The organism is Hyphomonas chukchiensis, assembly GCF_000682695.1.
GTDB lineage: Bacteria > Pseudomonadota > Alphaproteobacteria > Caulobacterales > Hyphomonadaceae > Hyphomonas > Hyphomonas chukchiensis.
In genome coordinates this window covers 88,320-104,893 of sequence record NZ_AWFG01000041.1, presented here as the reverse complement: position 1 = coordinate 104,893, position 16,574 = coordinate 88,320, and the positions used below count along the sequence as shown (strand labels likewise).

The following is a 16,574-nucleotide window of genomic DNA, read 5'->3' as shown; positions in this document are numbered from 1 at the left end:
CCCCGCTCTTTTGTGACGCGGGCTGTGGACGCATCCGATCAATCTGGAGAAGACTTCATGAAACATCTGATGCTGGGCGCAGCCGCTATCGCGCTCCTTACCGCCTGTGGCCAGGCCAAGGACAAGGCACCTGCCGAGCCCGTGGCCGCCGAAGCGCCTGCTGCCGCTCCCGTCGCCAATGCCGATGGCAAGTATGAAACCGCCGAAGGCCTTGAGCTGACCGTGCCAGACACCTGGGGCAAATGGGGCGTCAATCTCGACAACGTGAAATCCGACGTGAAGCCGGGCAATGACTTCTTCGCATATGTCAACGGCAAGTGGCTCGACAGTTTCGTCATCCCTGCCGACAAGACCCGCTATGGCTCCTTCACCCTGCTCGGCGAAAAATCCGAGCAGCGCGTGCGCAAGATCATCGAGGAACTCGCCGCCGCGAAGCCGGACCCGTCGACGCTCGAAGGCAAGGTCGCGACCATCTATAACGCCTACATGAACACTGACGCCATCGAGGCCAAAGGCCTCGTCCCGGCGGAGCCCTACCTTGAGCGCATCAAGGCCATCTCAAGCCGTGAAGACCTGGCCAAGGCCTTTGCCGCCAATGGCTTCACCACACCTGTCGCCGGCTGGGTCGATGTCGATTCCAAGCAGACCGACCAGTACATCTTCTACGTCACGCAGGCCGGTCTCGGCATGGGTGATCGCGACTATTACCTCGTCGACAATGACCGCAACAAGGAACTGCTCGCCGCGTACAAGGCCATGCTCTCTACCCTGCTGGCGCGCGCAGGCTATGAAGATGCCGATGCGGCCGCCGACAAGGTGATCGCGCTCGAGACCGAGCTGGCAAAGGCGCATTGGGACCGCGCTGCGGGCCGCAACCGCAACCTCACCTATAACAAGATGTCGAAAGAAGACCTCATCAAACTGGCCGGCAAGTTCCCCGCCGCCACGATGATTGACGGGCTCGGTCTTGGCGACCAGAAAGAGTTCGTCGTCCGTCAGGTCACGCCGACCGCCGAAGAGATCAAGGACAACGGCCTTGAGGGCGACCAGCTCGCCAAAGTGTCCGGCGGCGGCATCGCCGGCCTGTTCAAGGTCATGGAAGATGCGCCGCTTGATCAGTGGAAGGCCTATCTTGCCGCCCACCTCCTGATCGACACATCGGATGTCCTGCCAGCCGATATCGACACCACCGTGTTCGATTTCTACGGCAAGACACTGAACGGTCTCGAGGAACAGCGCGAGCGCTGGAAGCGCGCTGTCGATACGGTCGAGAACTCGGTCGGTGAAGCCGTCGGCAAGATCTATGCCGAGCGCTACTTCCCCGCCGAGAACAAGGCCGCGATGGACAAGCTCGTCGCGAACCTGCGCACGGCCCTCTCCCAGAATCTCGAAGGCATCGACTGGATGGGTCCCGAGACCAAGGCCGAAGCCGAAACCAAGCTGACACAGTTCACGCCCAAAATCGGCTATCCGGAAAAGTTCGAGACCTATGACAGCCTTGTTGTCAGCGAAGACGCCTTCGCCAACCACATGGCCGTCGCCGAATGGCAGTACCAGGACATGATCTCCGATCTCGGCAAGCCGATCGACAAGACGGAATGGGGCATGCTGCCCCAGACGGTGAACGCCTATTACTCACCGAACCGCAACGAAATCGTCTTCCCGGCCGCCATCCTGCAGCCGCCTTTCTTCAACCTTTCCGCTGATCCGGCCGTGAACTATGGCGCCATCGGCGCCGTGATCGGCCACGAAATGGGCCATGGTTTTGACGACCAGGGCGCCAAGTCGGACGGTACCGGCCTCCTGCGCAACTGGTGGACGGCCGAGGACGAGGCCAATTTCAAGGCCAAGACCCAGGCCCTTGTCGCCCAGTACAATGCGTTTTGCCCCTATGATGACGGCGCAACCTGCGTCAACGGCGCCCTGACGCTCGGCGAGAACATTGGCGACCTTGGCGGCCTCTCGATGGCCTACAAGGCCTACCATCTCAGCCTGAACGGCAAGGAAGACAAGGTGATTGACGGCCTCACCGGCGACCAGCGCTTCTTCATGGCCTATGCCCAGGTCTGGCGCTCGAAGAACCGCGAAGAGGCCATGCGCCGCCAGATGCTGACCGATCCGCACTCCCCGCCAGAGTACCGGGTCAACGGCATCGTCCGCAATTTCGATGCATGGTACGATGCGTTTGATGTGCAGCCGGGCGACGCGCTCTACCTGCCCCCGGAACAGCGCATCCACATCTGGTAACCATTCTACCTGCTGTTGATACAACAGAAAGCGGCGCCTTTGGCGCCGCTTTTTTGCGCTCTGTTAGGAGCTTGGCGTAATACTTGCTCATAAATCATTCAAACGGTTCAATTTGGGCCGGAATGAATAAATGAGTGAGTGAGTACACATAATGGCAATGGGGCCCCGGAAGTTCGGCCAGAAAAAATCCGCAAACGCTGTTCCCAGCAGCCGTATTGCGCAGGCCGTTGCCCCACAGGCCGCTCCCACCAGCGACCGGATCGCTCAGGCCGTGTCCTCAAAGCACGCCACCCCGCGCGCCCTGCGCGGCACCGCCTACCGGGAAGCCTCGGTCGTCTTTGAATCCGGCTATTCGCTCCGCTGCATCGTGCTCGACTACAGCAAGACCGGCGTGCGCCTGCGCTTCCCCACGAACGAGGTCCTGCCGCCCCGCGTCATCGTCAAGGCTGGCGCCGTCGGCGTCTCCGGCCCGGCCCGTGTCGTCTGGCAGCACAATTCCGAAGTCGGCCTCGAACTGCTCTGACCTGATCCGATCGGCGCCGTTTCCGCCCGAACACGAAAAAATGTTCGCCCGCAGGGGTGACGCCGCCTGCAGTCCGTCTACTTGTATGGGGACAGCCTGAAGGAGCCGCCCATGTCCGCCTTGCGTACCGCCCTGCCCCTCGCCCTTGCCGCCCTGCTCGTCTCTGCCGCCTCGGCCGAGCCCATGGCCGCCCAGGATCATTCCGCCCACCAGATGGAGCCCGCCATGACTGCCACCGAATTCACCTCCATCGACGGCAAGCCGCTCGACCTCGCCAGCCTCGGCGCCAAGGCCGTCCTCGTCGTCAACACGGCCTCCAAATGCGGCTACACGTCCCAATATGCCGGCCTCGAAGAACTTTATGAGGCCTACAAGGACAAGGGCCTCGTCATCGTCGGCGTCCCATCGAACGATTTCGGCGGACAGGAGCCCGGCACCGAAGCCGAGGTCAAAACCTTCTGCCAGATCAATTACGGCGTCACCTTCCCGCTGACGAAGAAATACAAGGTCACCGGCGCCGAGGAACATCCCTTCTATGTCCACGCTGTCGAAACGCTCGGGGACGCGGCCCAGCCCAAGTGGAACTTCCACAAGGTGCTGACCGATGCCTCCGGCACGCCGATCAAGGCCTATCCCTCGGCCACCAAGCCCGCCGACGCCGAACTCGTCGCCGACATCGAAGCCGCCCTCAAGGGCTAGCGCCTCAGGCCGCTGCGCCAATCGTTGCCAGCTCGTCCAGCAGCGCGGTCCATTCCGCATCCACGTCCGCTGTCCAGTCATCCGCCATGATTTCGCGGAATACATCGCGCATGGCCACGAACATCAGGTCCACCTCCGCAGGCGTCAGTCCGTACCCGTCATGGATCATCCGCGCCGCCTCGATCAGCAGGCGCGGCGTCTCGCTCTTCCCCTCGGCCACGCCGATCATGCAATTGAGGCTCGTCTCCAGCATGCTGCCGCGCACGCCGCCGTCGGTATCCATCACGAACAGCGGCTCGAACTTCGCGTCCAGCGCATAGAGCCGCGCAAAGATCCGCCCCTTCGGATCCCCGCACCGCTCCGACACGGTCTCCAGCGTCGACGTGATGATGGCAGCGTTGATCATGTGGCACCTCCCCCGCGGTCTTCCCGGACAAATTCCATCAGGTCGCCAGGCTGGCAATCAAGGACATCACATATTTTGACCAGAGTTTCGAAACGAACCCCTTTGACCTTGCCCGTCTTGATCATCGACAAGGCCTGCTCAGTCAAACCGATAGCTGCGGCAAGCTCTTTCAAGCGCATTTTTCGCTTTGCGAGCATGACATCCAGATTGACGACAATTTTCATTCCGGAGGCCATCTAAAGAAAGCTGTCATTTTCATCCTTGATCCGCTTCGCTTCGGCAAAGACACCTGCAACGAAGACTAGAAGAAGGGCCGAAAAAATGGCCTTGAGTTCCGGCGTTCCCAGTCGCACGGAGATGCCTGCCGGCTGGGACGGGTCCGAAATGGAGAATATCGCAAAGAGTGCAGCATGCTGAATTATGCCATAGAATGCGAGAAAGAGGCTCACCCAGGCGAAACGCCGGAAGCCTTGAAGTGACTTTGCGGAAAATGCACGTCGATCACGCGCTTCCAGGAATGTCTGGCGAAGGCCCAATAGTCCATATGCACCGGCAAGCGTTCCGGCAAGCGACACGCAAAAGCCCGCGAGGCGCCCGCCCATGCCGAGCGTTGTCAGGTCAAACGACCCTTGAAAATTGTCGGAGGCAGGACCGGCAAATGCGTCCCAGAACAGCCAGACAAGTGTGGTGAATACAGGCTGCACGATTGCGGCGATCAACGTAACGACCGCGAGGATTCCGGCCAGTCTCGATGGAGCAGGGCGCGCATCGTCGATAGAATAAGAGGTCATAGGTCATGCATCCTCATTCAATGGACCATTTTAGGTATTCTGATGGTTTCCGGCCCGCCCGCGCGCTCCACGACAAGTTCCGCCCTGGCCGTGCGATCAAATGTATCGGCAAGCCAAAGGGCCTCTTCGCAAACCGGCCCGGTATCGAGATCCCTGAACGCGTGGCCATTGATGGAGGTGACCTGATCGCCAAGCCTCAGCCCGGCTTGCTCGGCCAGGGTTCCCTCATATAGCCGCGTTACGGTGACGGCGCCGTTGACAACCGAAACACTATAGCCCGGTTCAGGAGCCCGGGGCATGGGGCTGGCGCGATCCGTCAGGATGAATTGGCCTGCTGCATAGTCGAGTGTCACTGCGTAACGGTCGAGGATGGCAGCGCCAATCAGCGTCGGCGCCGTCTCGCGGGTTGTGGCCCGCACCGGCCCGATACTGTCCTTGCCAAGATGGAACTCGGGCAGCGTGAACCGGTGGAGGTCCCGAATGTCGCCCGGTCCTCCGGCAGAAACGCCATCTGACCCACGGCCTTTCACGACTGTTCCGGCAGCGATGCTCCGGCGCACTTTCTTGCTGTCTGCCACGCCTTCAAAAAGGACAACTTCATCAGCACTGCCCGTGTCGAAGATGGCTTTGTCGCGGACGTCCCCGACCGAATAGTCGACAACAGGCGTGTGAGGATAACCGAAATCATGCAAGCGGGCCGTCAGCGAAGCTTCCCTTGAATCTGTTGCGGCGCCGGGGGCCGAAACGGTGAGGCGCCCTTGTTCCGTGTCCATGGTCCAGACGCTGCCCGGCAGGATCTCTGAGCCGATAACTCCGCCATCAAGGATACATGCGCCAAGCTCCAATTGATGCGGGTCAAAAATCAAAACGGGCACGTTGTGAAATGTGAGTCCCCCGATGGCGAGCGTCTCGACGACAGCGACATCCATCGTGACTTCGCGCCCGTTGGCATCTCTCCCGGTATTCTGGCCCATGATCTCGAGGTTCAGGGCCTTTGCCAAATCCGTTGTCAGAATTGTTGGAGAGCCTGTGTCGAAAATGAACGCTCTCGTTTCGCTCTCAACGGTCGCGTCGATGAATAGTTTTCCCATTCTGACGTCCATCGGCACTTCGATGACCTGCCTGTCTCTCTCTATGCCTGGCGGCTTTGACAGGACCGCTCCCATTCCGGAGTCTTGGGCAAGCGCGCTGCTGCAGCCCAAACAGGACACGCCCATGAGCGCGGCAAAAACATGAGAATTCTTCATCATCGCCTCACATTGAAAAATGAAAGTAATACTTTAATTTTTTAATGTAAAGAGGCGTTTCGTGGGCCCAAGCCAGCCGTGCAGAGATCCGCTAAGGATTGTCCGCCAGGAATTGCGCCAGCTCATCCTTCCAGAAGACCGGCCAGGTGTGCGTGCCATGGCCGCGTGTCTCCTCGCTCGCGGGCACCAGCACGAAGCGCGCATTCGGCATTTCGGCCGCCTTGGCTTCCGGGTCGCCGAGGCCCGGCGGGTTGATGAAATCATCGGCCGAATTGATCCACAGCACCGGCACCGTGATCTCTGACAGGCGCGGCGCCGGATTGTAATTCCGCGACGCGTCGAACTGGTAGATCGTGTCGTTCGGGTCTGCCGGATGGGCGCTATACCGCTCCAGCGTATTGTGCAGCTGGTCCACCGCCGCCTCCCGCGTCGGCGCCTCGGCCTGCATCCGGTAGGGGTTCGATCCGGCCAGGATCAGCGCATTGGCCCAGATGGCCACGCCCCGCTTCAGGTCGGCCGCCTCGGCATAGTCCCCGCCCGCATAGGCCGAGTCCTGCTCGAAGCCGTCAATGATCATCTGGCGGAACATGCGGTTGCGCCCGGCAATCTCGATCACGTTGCAGGCCAGCGGCACCAGCCGGCGCGCAAAGCCCGGATGTTCCTCGCCCCATACAAAGCCCTGCATGCAGCCCATCGACGTGCCGACGATCATCTCCAGACCCTGCACATCCATGCCCTCGGTCAGCATCCGGTACTCGGCCTCGACCATGTCGTCATAATCATAGCGCGGGAACGCCGCGCGCAGCCCGTCGCTCGGCTTGGAGCTGTCGCCATGGCCCAGATTGTCGGGCGAGACGATGTAATAGCGCGCAAGGTCCAGCGGCTGGCCCGGCCCGAACAATTCATCCCCGAACGAGGGCCGCAGTAGCGACAGCCCGCTGCCCCCCGTCCCGTGCAACAGCATTACCGCATTCACGATATGCCCGTCCGCATCCCGCTGCGGCGTGCCAAGCGTATAATAAGTCATGGTGATCGCAGGCAGCGTCTCGCCCGTGCCGAAGCTGAAATCCGCCAGCTCGGCCGAATGCTTCTTAGCCCGCGCCTGCCAGTCCTCAGCCCCCGCCTGCCCCGCGCTGAACATGGCTGCAATCAGCGTAAGCGCGCCTAGTATCCGCATGACGGGTTTCCCTTTTATCTGCTGCGATCAGCGACCAAAGGTAACCCGCCCGCCCGCGATGGCAACAGGTGGCCGCCCCCCAGCTCAATTCCGGCACACCGCCGCGCTGGCATTGCTGCCGGCCATCTCGCAATGGGCCGTGCGGTACTTGTCGCGAACCTGCGCGGCAGCAGCCCCTGCGCCGAACGTCCGCGTCGACAGTGTCGAGGGCGACGAGGCCTGCAAAAACATACTGCGCAGGGCGCGCTCCTGTAAAAAAATCCACGTGATTGCCGATTGTGTTACGCCGGAAAAAATGCGCCGCGTCACCCCTGAGGGGCAAGACGCATGTCCGGGGGCCACCCATACAGGGCAGATATTTCAACTGCCAAAGGGCCCCCAAAATGACCATCAAATTCCTTGTCCCCACCGTCGCCGCACTCGGCCTGCTCACCGCTGTTTCAGGCTGCACCACCGCCGTTGGCGCGGCCGGGTCGGCGCTTGCCGGATCGGCCGCCAGCGGCGCGCTCGCCAGTGGCGGCAACAAGGCCCGCTTCTCGCGCCAGTCCTGTGAAGAGCTGGAAAAGGAAGTCGCCGGCGCCAAGCGCTCGATGATGAACCCCGCCAACATTCCCTTCGCCCGCTCCTACATCAAGGACGTGAAGGAAGTCGCCGCCGAGAAGGAATGCGCCTTCGTCGCCCCTGACGAAACCGAAGCCGCCGAAGCTGAAACAGAAACACAAGCCAGCGAATAGGCCACCCTCATCCTCCCCTGCAACGCGGGGGAGGCCATGGGCCTGTTGCGGCCAAGACTCCTTCCGCCTAGCCTTGACGCTTCTCATATCGCGAGGCGCCGCCGATGGCTGTCACAAGGATCATTGCCAATCTCAAGGCGCCGGACCCCATGGCGCTGGCACAATTCTACAAACAGGTTTTCGACCTTGACCTCCCCTTCGACATGGGGTGGATCGCGTTCCTGACCACAGACATGACGCAAAAGATCGAGCTGCATACCGCGTCTCAAGGCGGCTCCGGCACGGACCTCCCGGTCATCTCCATCGGCGTGGACGATCTCGACGCCACAGAGGCCGCCGTCCGCGCGGCCGGCGCCGAAGTGGTCTACGGCCCCGTCAAGGAAACCTGGGGCCTTCGCCGTTTCTACTTTCGCGATCCCGCCGGGAATCTCGTGAATGTCGTCGACAGTTGAAGGCGGCAGCCCTTCGCACCGGCTTGCGACACTTCTTCAACTTGCATCCAACGTATTTTCATCCTCAGGTGTCATGACTCTCTGAGGGGGAGGCTGATGGCGACGGATATTCTATTTCTCTGTCTGCAGGTCCTTATCGGGCTCTGGCTCGCCGATTTTGGCACGGGCTTCGTCCATTGGCTGGCCGATAATTACGGCAACCCCAAATGGCCCGTGCTCGGGCCGCGCCACATTGTCTACAGCCACAATCATCATCATGATCCGCATGAACTGGCGCGCCTGTCCTGGCATGCGCGTCATGGCGGCATCTGGACCGTCGTGGCCCTGACAACGCTTACGCTCTGGCTCATTGGCTGGCTGGGCCCGGTCACCCTCAGCGCCCTTCTGTTCGGTGCACTCACCAACATGATGCACCGCTGGTCCCACCAGTCACCCCGCCAGAATGGCCCGCTCATCACGGCGCTGATGCGCCTCGGTCTCGTCCAGTCGCAGCGCCATCATGTGCACCACCATAGCGGGCAAAATGACACCCATTATTGCCTGCTCACCGATCATGTGAACCCGGTCGTGGAATATATCCAGTTGTGGCCGCGCCTCGAACGCCTCCTCTCAATGCTTGGCATAGAACGCCATTGGTGGAAGCGGCGCGGCCTGCCTGTCTAGCCCTCTCCGCCCCCTTCCCCCAATCTGCACACCACATCCCGCCCGTCTTTTCCCCGCCCCCGGCCCGCGCGCCTATAATCGCCGCCATGACCCGCGCTGAAATCTCTGCCCTTCTTGCCTGCTTTCCCATCTGGATGCGGCCGTTCGTGTGGGTGCAGCTGATGCTCATCAAGCGCGCGCAGATGCGCCATGGCCGCGAGCTGATGATGCATGTCTGCTACGCCACGGGCCGCCTCCGCGTCGTCTACATCGCCGATGCGCCGCGTGAACCCGTCGCCTGGCAATGCCCCGTCCCCGCCGTCACGGCGCTGGACCGGCTGGCCCTCGCGCCGCCCGCGCCCGGATGCACTTATGTCCGTGCACCCTTCGGGCTTTTTCCGTGCATCGAAAATTTATTTGCCCGCGCCGGAACGGCCCGTCCGGACACGTCCTGAGGTCTCAATTTGTTGTATATACACGTTATTCGGCCGCGCCTTCCCCCGAAGGCTGCGGCCGCCTGTGCTGGGCCTTCCCCCCGCCAGACCCCCGCCCGGTCTTGACGACCGCCGCGTCAGGGCGCCTATACGTTCGCAACTGCAAGAAAATGCGTACTGGAAGGAACCCTGAATGTCTGAACAAGATCCCGTCGTCATCGTCGGCATGGCCCGCACCCCCATGGGCGGCCTGCTAGGCGACCTCGCCAGCCTCTCCGCCAACGAGCTCGGCGCCATCGCGGTCAAGGCCGCTGTTGCCGAAGCCGGGCTGAAGCCGGGCGAAGCGAACGAAATCATCATGGGCAACTGCCTTCCCGCTGGCCAGGGCCAGGCCCCTGCCCGTCAGGCCGGCTTCAAGGCCGGTGAAGACAAGGGCCTCGAAGCCACCACGATCAACAAGATGTGCGGCTCCGGCATGCAGGCCACCGTCATGGGCCGCAACGCCATCATGGCGGGCGATGCCGACATCGTCATCGTCGGCGGCATGGAATCCATGACCAATGCGCCCCACCTGCTGAACGTCCGCAAGGGCCACAAGTACGGCACGATGAACGCCGAGGACCACATGGCCCTCGATGGCCTCTCCGATGCCTACAGCCACGGCCCCATGGGCCTCTTCGCTGACAAGATCGCCAACGAATACCAGTTCACCCGCGAGCAGCAGGACGCCTACGCCCTCGAAACGCTGACGCGCGCCCAGAACGCCACCAAGAACGGCAAGTTCAAGCGCGAGATCGCCCCGGTCACCGTGAAAGGCCGCAAGGGCGACACGATCGTCGACCAGGACGAACTGCCCCGCACCGCGATGCCGGACAAGATCCCGACCCTCAAGCCCGCCTTCTCGAAAGACGGCACGGTCACGGCGGCCAACGCCTCGGCCATCTCTGACGGTGCGGCCGCCATGGTGCTGATGCGCGAATCCGAAGCCAAGAAGCGCGGCCTGAAGCCGATCGCCAAGATCGTCGCGTCCTCCAGCCACGCCCACGAGCCGGAATATTTCACCACCGCGCCCGTCCCTGCCATGAAGAAGGCCCTCGCCAAGGCTGGCTGGACCATCGACGATGTCGAGCTCTGGGAAGTCAACGAAGCCTTCGCGGTCGTCCCGATGATCGCCATGAAGGAACTCGGCATCAGCCATGACAAGCTGAACGTGAACGGCGGCGCCTGCGCCATGGGCCACCCGATCGGCGCCTCCGGTGCCCGCGTCATCATCACGCTGCTCGCAGCGATGGAAGATCGCGGCGCCAAGAAGGGCATGGCGTCGCTCTGCATCGGCGGCGGCGAAGGCATCGCCATGGCTGTCGAGCGCTACTAGTCCACACCGGCCTCAAAGCCAGTTGGAAGCCCGGGCCGTGCCATCGCACAGCCCGGGCTTTTGTGTATCAGGGGGAAACAAATGCCGCTGCAGAACCGCGTCGACCCGTTCGGCCAGCTCCACGCCGTGCCTGACAGGGGCGCCTTCATGGGCAATCGCGGCGGCTGTTTCCACCGCCCGGACCAGACGCTGAAACCGCGCCACTGGGCGAGCCGCCAGTGGATCATCTGCCAGCTTGAGTTCAAGGGCCGCAAACGCCCTCTCATGCAGCCCGGCCTCTATACCGAGCTTTTCTTCCTCGACGAGGCGACTGCCCTCGCCGCGGGCCACCGCCCCTGCTTCGAATGCCGCCGCGACGCCGCCAAAGCCTTCCGCGATGCCACGGGCCTCACCGCCCCTGTCCGCGTCGGTGACATGGACTCCCGCATCGCTGCCGAGGTCCGGTCCGTCCTCAAGGGCGAGACGCCCCGCGAAACCGTCTCGCCCGCCAGCCTCCCCGATGGCGCCTTCTTTGCCGTCGGCGACACGGCTTTCCTCAAACAGGGCAACACCGCCCGCTTCTGGTCGTTCAGCGGCTATGGCGCGCCGGCTCCCCTCCCCGCGAGCGCCCAGCGCCTGACACCCGCCACCACCTGCGCCGCCCTCGCCAATGGCTTCCGCCCCGCCCTCCACGCCTCGGCGGTCGCATGATGCCGGACCGGATCGTCGCCCATTTTCACGAACAGGCCGGCTGGTGCCGCGATCTCGGCTCTCCCTTCACGGCCCAGCTCCTGATTGCCCTTGCAAGGGACTTCAAAGCCGCCGGGATGACCCATGAACTGGTCTCGGAATGGTCCGGGAACCCCCGCAGGGATGCCCTGGGGCTCCGCCTTGTGGGCGCCCTCCACCATGCCGCCCTCAATGGCTCGGCCCCGGCCCTCACCGCTATCTATCCTTCGGAAAACCCCGGCTGGACCATGGCTAGCGTCTGGCCTGTCGTCGAAGACTATCTGGCGACCCAGGGCGACACGGTTCGGGCCTTCCTGCCCTCTGCCCCGCAGACCAACGAGACGCGCCGCTGCATCGCCCTCCTGCCAGGTTTCCTCGATCTCGCCGCCCGCCACGACATGCCGATGGACCTGCTCGAGCTTGGCGCCAGTGCGGGCCTCAACCAGAACTGGGACCATTACGCCTATCGGACAGCCAACTGGCAGCGCCCCGGCCCCTCAGACGTAATCATCTCGACAGAATGGACCGGCCCCGCGCCCGCTTACCTTGCCGCCTCTCCCACCATCCGCAGCCGCGCGGCCTGCGACCTGAACCCGCTCGACATTGCCGATGATGCGCAGGCCCTGCAGCTCAAAGCCTATGTCTGGGCCGACCAGCCGGCCCGCCTCGCCCGGCTCGATGGCGCCATTGCCCTTGCCCGCCAGACCGGCCTCAGGGTCGACAAGGCCGACGCCGCCGACTGGCTGGAAACACAGCTCAGCCAACGCCGCCCGGACGGGCTGACGGTCATCTATCACTCGGTCTTCCTGATCTATCCGCCGCAGGAAACCCGCGAGCGTATCCGCGCCCTCATCGAAACCGCCGGCGCCGCCGCCACGCCCGCAGCGCCCCTCGCCTGGCTCTGCTTCGAACCCGAACCCTTATTCGGCGGAGAACCCGCCTCCGGCATGATGCGCACACGGTTGCAGACATGGCCCGGCGGCGCGGCGCGCTTCCTCAACCAATCCGACGGACATGTGACATCTGTTAGAGTGCTGGAGGCCTGAGGCCTCAGGAGGATTTCAGCTTGTCGCTGACCAGGCCCAGCGGCAGGGCCGTCGTGCGCTTCGACACGCGCACAACAATGCGCGACTGCACGTCCGACACGAGCGCCGATCCCAGCAGTTTGTCACGGAGGAAATTGTCATAGGCGTGCATGTCGGTGGTCACGACATGAATCATGTAATCGACGGCGCCTGTCACCGTCATGCACTCGATCACTTCGGACCAGTCCTGCACGATGGATTCGAAAGCTTCGAGATTTTCCCGGCTCGGCAGCGCCAGTTTGACGCTCGCCATCACTTCGAAATTGAGACCCAGCGCGAAATTATCCAGCAGCGTGACGCGTCCGGTGATGAAACCAGCCTCTTCCATGCGCTTGATGCGGCGCCAGCAGGGCGAAGAAGAAAGGCCAACGCGATCAGCTATTTCTGCAACTGACAGGCTCGCGTCGCGTTGGATGATATCAAGGATGCGCGCGTCGATCGTGTCTAGGTCTTGGGCCAATTTGCTGCGTACTCCAGTGTTTGAGGCATAATATGCCCCTAACTAACAGGAATGACGCAAGATAGGCAAGCAATTTCGCTAAAATTGCCCAATAATATACCTAACAGATATTTCGGGATGAAATCCATGAAACACCGTGAAGTTACGCTGGACGACAAATACGAACTTGTCGAGGGTAATGCCTTTATGACCGGTATTCAGGCGCTCGTGCGCCTACCGCTTGACCGCAAACGCCTCGATATTGGCAGTGGCCACAACACGGCTGGCTTCATTTCGGGGTATCGCGGCTCGCCGCTCGGCGGTTATGACCAGCAATTGCGCGCGGTCCAGCCCCTGCTCGACAGCCACGACATCCGCTTCTGGGAAGGCCTCAACGAGGATCTCGGGGCCACGGCGGTCTGGGGCAGCCAGCAGCTCGGCCTCTTCCCCGGTGCGCGCTATGACGGCCTCTTCGGCATCTGGTATGGCAAGGCCCCCGGCGTCGACCGCACGGGCGACGTGTTCAAACACGCCAATGCCGCTGGCACGTCGGCCCTTGGCGGTGTGCTCGCCATCATTGGCGACGACCATAATTGCAAATCCTCGACCCTGCCCTCGCAATCCGAATTCGCCATGGCGGACGCCGAAATCCCGGTGCTGAATCCCGCCTCGATCCAGGACGTGCTGGACTATGGCATCCATGGCTGGAACATGAGCCGCTATAGCGGCGCCTGGACCGGCCTCGTCGCGCTCGCCGACACGATGGATTCCGGCTCTGTCGTCAATGTCAGCCTCGACCGCTTTGCCTTTGCCGAGCCCGGCTTCCACATGCCCGACGCTGGCGTCCACATGCGCCGGGGCGACACGCCGCTCGACAAGGAAGCGCGCCTGCGCCACTTCAAGCTGCCCGCCGCGCAGGCCTATGTCCGCGCCAACCGGCTCGACCATGTTGTCCTCCCCTCTCCCAAGCCCCGCATCGGTGTCATCGTCACCGGACAGGCCGCCCGCGACGTTTTCGAGGCACTCGCCGCCATCGGCCTTTCGCCCGAAGAAGCAGGCCGTCTCGGCCTCACGGTCTACAAGGTGGCCATGCCCTGGCCGCTTGAGCCGGAAGGCGTGCGTGAGTTCTGCGCGGGCCTTGAGCGCGTTGTCGTCATCGAACACAAGCGCCCCCTGATCGAGGAACAGCTGAAGGCCGCGCTCTACGACCTGCCGCATGCGCAGCGTCCGCTGATCGAAGGCAAGCGCGCCGCAAACGGCGAGCCCCTCCTCTCGGACGTCGCCTCCATCTCCATCCCGGAAATGGCGCACGCCCTGATGAAAATCATCCCCGCAGGCTGGGACATGGCCCGCGCCGATGCCTATTTCGACCGTGTCGGACGTGCAGGCGAAGCGGCCCGCGGCAATGCCTCGGAAACGATCCGCAGCCCGCACTTCTGCTCCGGCTGCCCGCACAACACGTCCACCACCGTGCCTGAAGGCTCCCGCGCCCTTGCCGGCATCGGCTGCCATTACATGGCGAACTTCATGCCCGACCGGAAGACCGACATGACCAGCCAGATGGGCGGCGAAGGCATTGCCTGGGTCGGCCAGCACTGGGCGACCGATGAAGACCATGTCTTCGTCAATCTCGGCGACGGCACCTACAGCCATTCCGGCAGCCTCGCCATCCGCGCCGCCGTCACCTCCGGCGCGAAGATGACCTACAAGATCCTCTACAATGACGCGGTTGCCATGACCGGCGGCCAGCATGTCGAGTCCGGCCAGACGCCCGCCCAGATCGCCCAGCAGGTCGAAGCCGAAGGCGTGAAGACCATCGTCATCGTCACCGAAGACCCGACCCGCTATGCCGGCGTGAAGAACCTGCCGCGCAGCGTGAAGATCTACGACCGCGAAGACCTTGAAGACGTGCAGGTCATGCTGCGCGGCACTCCCGGCGTCTCGGTCATGATCTATGACCAGATGTGCGCCACCGAGAAACGCCGCCGCTCCAAGCGCGGCATCATTGCGCCCGACCGCGTGCGCGTGATCATCAATACCGAAGTCTGCGAAGGCTGCGGCGACTGCTCGATCAAGTCGAACTGCCTGTCGGTGGAGCCGGTCGAGACCGAGCTTGGCCGCAAGCGCCGCATCAACCAGTCGACCTGTAACACCGACCTCTCCTGCCTCACGGGCTTCTGCCCGAGCTTCGTCACCGTCAAGGATGGCGAACCGGCCTGGACCGGCGAAGTGCGCCGCGAGTTCGATGCCTCGAACCTGCCTTTGCCGGAGACGCCGAGCCTTGCTGCGCCCTGGAACGTGCTGTTCACGGGCGTTGGCGGCACGGGTGTCACCACCGTCGCGGCCGTGCTCGCCATGGCCGCCCATGTGGACGGCAATGCGGCCTCCTCGCTCGACATGACAGGCCTTGCCCAGAAGGGCGGCCCGGTCCTCTCGCACATCCGCTTTGCGCGTGAGCCCGAAGATATCTCCACCGGCCGCGTGCCACCGGCCAGCGCGGACCTCATCATCGCCTGCGACCTTGTCGTGGCAGCGGGCGGCGATGCCCTCCTGCTGATGGATCCGGCCCGCACGGCCGCCTATGCAAACTCCGACGTGACACCGACCAGCGAATTCATCCGCAACCGGTCGAAGCGGTTCGAAAGCGACCTGCTCGCAGGCCGCGTGAAGCGTCAGGCCCGCGACTTCGGCGCCTTCGATGCAGAAGCGCTCGCCGTCGGCTACCTGCACGACGCGATCTACACGAACATGATCATGGTCGGTTACAGCTGGCAGAAGGGCGCCGTACCCGTCTCGCTGCGCGGCCTCTATCGCGCGATCCGCCTCAACGGCACCAAGGTCGACGACAATATGGCCGCGTTCAATATCGGCCGCATCGCTGCGGCTGCGCCTGAGCGCCTCGCCCAGCAGCACGACCCGCGCGGCCACCTTGAGCCGAAGACGCTGGACGAGCTGATCGACGACCGCGCAACACGCCTCACGGCCTATCAGAACGCCGCCTATGCGCAGACCTATCGCGACGCCGTCAGCCGCGTGCGCGCCGCCGAAGAGGCCGCAGGCCTGGGTGACAAGCTCACCCGCGCCGCCGCGACCTATGCCTACAAGTTGATGGCCTACAAGGACGAGTACGAAGTCGCCCGCCTCTATACGGATGGTTCCTTCGCGGCCCAGCTCGCCAGCCAGTTCAAGGGCGGCAAGCTGCGCTTCTGGCTCGCCCCGCCAATCATGTCCAAGAAGGACAGCCACGGCCACCTGAAGAAGAAACATTTCGGCGGCTGGATGATGCTTGGCTTCAAAGTGCTGACGAAGCTGAAGGGCCTGCGCGAAACGCCGTTCGACGTGTTCGGCCGTACCGAGGAACGCAAGATGGAACGCGCCCTGCGCGACACCTATCTCGAAACGCTCGATACGCTCGCCTCAGGCCTCACGGCGAAGAACCACGCCGTCGCTGTCGCCATCGCCGAAGTGCCGGACGAAATCCGCGGCTATGGCCATGTGAAGGAAGCCGCAATGGCCGTCGCCAGCGAGACCGAAGCCGCCCTCTGGAAAGGCTGGCCGACAGGCGACATGCCGAAAGCGAAGACCACGCTGATTGCAGCGGAGTAATAAGAAGGC

18 protein-coding genes are annotated in these 16,574 nt (G+C 63.0%); 11 read left to right on the top strand and 7 right to left on the bottom strand.

The genetic code is table 11. The features are described 5' to 3' along the window. The first annotated feature begins 57 nt into the window (after nt 1-57). From HY30_RS13080 to HY30_RS13070, 3 genes are all read left to right on the top strand, one after another. On the top strand, nt 58-2,247 hold the full coding sequence (locus HY30_RS13080; protein WP_034741279.1) for a M13 family metallopeptidase: 2,190 nt from the start codon (nt 58-60) through the stop codon (nt 2,245-2,247). Between the two features lie 151 nt (nt 2,248-2,398). Continuing rightward, a complete protein-coding gene (locus HY30_RS13075; RefSeq protein ID WP_155839331.1) occupies nt 2,399-2,770 on the top strand; it encodes a hypothetical protein in 372 nt (123 codons plus the stop codon). A gap of 111 nt (nt 2,771-2,881) precedes the next feature. Continuing rightward, a complete protein-coding gene (locus tag HY30_RS13070; protein WP_241765719.1) occupies nt 2,882-3,469 on the top strand; it encodes a glutathione peroxidase in 588 nt (195 codons plus the stop codon). A gap of 4 nt (nt 3,470-3,473) precedes the next feature. Here HY30_RS13070 and HY30_RS13065 read toward each other — a convergent pair whose 3' ends face one another. From HY30_RS13065 to HY30_RS20035, 6 genes are all read right to left on the bottom strand, one after another. After that, on the bottom strand, nt 3,474-3,875 hold the full coding sequence (locus HY30_RS13065) for a globin (RefSeq protein WP_034741274.1): 402 nt from the start codon (nt 3,873-3,875) through the stop codon (nt 3,474-3,476). After that, a complete protein-coding gene (locus HY30_RS13060) occupies nt 3,872-4,099 on the bottom strand; it encodes a helix-turn-helix domain-containing protein (protein WP_034741587.1) in 228 nt (75 codons plus the stop codon). Before HY30_RS13060 ends, HY30_RS13065 begins: the two co-directional genes overlap by 4 nt. Nucleotides 4,100-4,111: 12 nt before the next feature. After that, nucleotides 4,112-4,666, bottom strand: coding sequence for a DUF2975 domain-containing protein (locus HY30_RS13055; RefSeq protein ID WP_034741271.1), 555 nt, complete (start codon nt 4,664-4,666; stop codon nt 4,112-4,114). A 17-nt stretch (nt 4,667-4,683) separates the two neighbouring features. Next, nucleotides 4,684-5,757: an aspartyl protease family protein gene (locus tag HY30_RS13050; protein WP_162176948.1), complete on the bottom strand. Its 1,074-nt coding sequence runs from the start codon at nt 5,755-5,757 to the stop codon at nt 4,684-4,686. Nucleotides 5,758-6,004: 247 nt separating this feature from the next. Then, on the bottom strand, nt 6,005-7,090 hold the full coding sequence (locus tag HY30_RS13045) for an alpha/beta fold hydrolase (RefSeq protein ID WP_034741265.1): 1,086 nt from the start codon (nt 7,088-7,090) through the stop codon (nt 6,005-6,007). Between the two features lie 84 nt (nt 7,091-7,174). Continuing rightward, the gene (locus tag HY30_RS20035; protein WP_155839330.1) at nt 7,175-7,321 is read right to left on the bottom strand and encodes a hypothetical protein; all 147 of its coding nucleotides are present in this window, start codon (nt 7,319-7,321) and stop codon (nt 7,175-7,177) included. 152 nt (nt 7,322-7,473) lie between these two features. Here HY30_RS20035 and HY30_RS13040 point away from each other — a divergent pair, with 152 nt between their 5' ends. From HY30_RS13040 to HY30_RS13010, 7 genes are all read left to right on the top strand, one after another. Then, on the top strand, nt 7,474-7,824 hold the full coding sequence (locus HY30_RS13040; RefSeq protein ID WP_034741262.1) for a hypothetical protein: 351 nt from the start codon (nt 7,474-7,476) through the stop codon (nt 7,822-7,824). A gap of 104 nt (nt 7,825-7,928) precedes the next feature. Beyond that, a complete protein-coding gene (locus HY30_RS13035; protein WP_034741259.1) occupies nt 7,929-8,276 on the top strand; it encodes a VOC family protein in 348 nt (115 codons plus the stop codon). Between the two features lie 96 nt (nt 8,277-8,372). Then, nucleotides 8,373-8,939, top strand: a complete 567-nt coding sequence (locus tag HY30_RS13030) for a fatty acid desaturase CarF family protein (RefSeq protein WP_034741256.1) — start codon at nt 8,373-8,375, stop codon at nt 8,937-8,939. An 86-nt stretch (nt 8,940-9,025) separates the two neighbouring features. Next, nucleotides 9,026-9,373, top strand: coding sequence for a hypothetical protein (locus tag HY30_RS13025; RefSeq protein ID WP_034741253.1), 348 nt, complete (start codon nt 9,026-9,028; stop codon nt 9,371-9,373). Between the two features lie 172 nt (nt 9,374-9,545). Next, nucleotides 9,546-10,727: a thiolase family protein gene (locus HY30_RS13020; protein WP_034741250.1), complete on the top strand. Its 1,182-nt coding sequence runs from the start codon at nt 9,546-9,548 to the stop codon at nt 10,725-10,727. Nucleotides 10,728-10,808: 81 nt separating this feature from the next. Continuing rightward, nucleotides 10,809-11,417: a hypothetical protein gene (locus HY30_RS13015; RefSeq protein WP_034741247.1), complete on the top strand. Its 609-nt coding sequence runs from the start codon at nt 10,809-10,811 to the stop codon at nt 11,415-11,417. Beyond that, the gene (locus tag HY30_RS13010) at nt 11,414-12,481 is read left to right on the top strand and encodes a DUF2332 domain-containing protein (RefSeq protein WP_051615458.1); all 1,068 of its coding nucleotides are present in this window, start codon (nt 11,414-11,416) and stop codon (nt 12,479-12,481) included. Before HY30_RS13015 ends, HY30_RS13010 begins: the two co-directional genes overlap by 4 nt. Nucleotides 12,482-12,485: 4 nt before the next feature. Here HY30_RS13010 and HY30_RS13005 read toward each other — a convergent pair whose 3' ends face one another. Continuing rightward, nucleotides 12,486-12,980 carry an Lrp/AsnC family transcriptional regulator gene (locus tag HY30_RS13005; RefSeq protein ID WP_034741244.1) on the bottom strand — a complete coding sequence of 165 codons (495 nt, stop codon included), beginning with the start codon at nt 12,978-12,980 and terminating at the stop codon, nt 12,486-12,488. A gap of 126 nt (nt 12,981-13,106) precedes the next feature. On the opposite strand from HY30_RS13005, the gene HY30_RS13000 reads away from it, so the two are divergent. Next, nucleotides 13,107-16,565 carry an indolepyruvate ferredoxin oxidoreductase family protein gene (locus HY30_RS13000; protein WP_034741241.1) on the top strand — a complete coding sequence of 1,153 codons (3,459 nt, stop codon included), beginning with the start codon at nt 13,107-13,109 and terminating at the stop codon, nt 16,563-16,565. Nucleotides 16,566-16,574 lie beyond the last annotated feature (9 nt).

Coding starts and splice junctions, on each gene's coding strand:
- HY30_RS13080 (WP_034741279.1), top strand. CDS start 58: ATGAAACATCTGATGCTGGGCGCAGCCGCTATCGCGCTCCTTACCGCC.
- HY30_RS13075 (WP_155839331.1), top strand. CDS start 2,399: ATGGCAATGGGGCCCCGGAAGTTCGGCCAGAAAAAATCCGCAAACGCT.
- HY30_RS13070 (WP_241765719.1), top strand. CDS start 2,882: ATGTCCGCCTTGCGTACCGCCCTGCCCCTCGCCCTTGCCGCCCTGCTC.
- HY30_RS13065 (WP_034741274.1), bottom strand. CDS start 3,875: ATGATCAACGCTGCCATCATCACGTCGACGCTGGAGACCGTGTCGGAG.
- HY30_RS13060 (WP_034741587.1), bottom strand. CDS start 4,099: ATGAAAATTGTCGTCAATCTGGATGTCATGCTCGCAAAGCGAAAAATG.
- HY30_RS13055 (WP_034741271.1), bottom strand. CDS start 4,666: ATGACCTCTTATTCTATCGACGATGCGCGCCCTGCTCCATCGAGACTG.
- HY30_RS13050 (WP_162176948.1), bottom strand. CDS start 5,757: ATGGGAAAACTATTCATCGACGCGACCGTTGAGAGCGAAACGAGAGCG.
- HY30_RS13045 (WP_034741265.1), bottom strand. CDS start 7,090: ATGCGGATACTAGGCGCGCTTACGCTGATTGCAGCCATGTTCAGCGCG.
- HY30_RS20035 (WP_155839330.1), bottom strand. CDS start 7,321: ATGTTTTTGCAGGCCTCGTCGCCCTCGACACTGTCGACGCGGACGTTC.
- HY30_RS13040 (WP_034741262.1), top strand. CDS start 7,474: ATGACCATCAAATTCCTTGTCCCCACCGTCGCCGCACTCGGCCTGCTC.
- HY30_RS13035 (WP_034741259.1), top strand. CDS start 7,929: ATGGCTGTCACAAGGATCATTGCCAATCTCAAGGCGCCGGACCCCATG.
- HY30_RS13030 (WP_034741256.1), top strand. CDS start 8,373: ATGGCGACGGATATTCTATTTCTCTGTCTGCAGGTCCTTATCGGGCTC.
- HY30_RS13025 (WP_034741253.1), top strand. CDS start 9,026: ATGACCCGCGCTGAAATCTCTGCCCTTCTTGCCTGCTTTCCCATCTGG.
- HY30_RS13020 (WP_034741250.1), top strand. CDS start 9,546: ATGTCTGAACAAGATCCCGTCGTCATCGTCGGCATGGCCCGCACCCCC.
- HY30_RS13015 (WP_034741247.1), top strand. CDS start 10,809: ATGCCGCTGCAGAACCGCGTCGACCCGTTCGGCCAGCTCCACGCCGTG.
- HY30_RS13010 (WP_051615458.1), top strand. CDS start 11,414: ATGATGCCGGACCGGATCGTCGCCCATTTTCACGAACAGGCCGGCTGG.
- HY30_RS13000 (WP_034741241.1), top strand. CDS start 13,107: ATGAAACACCGTGAAGTTACGCTGGACGACAAATACGAACTTGTCGAG.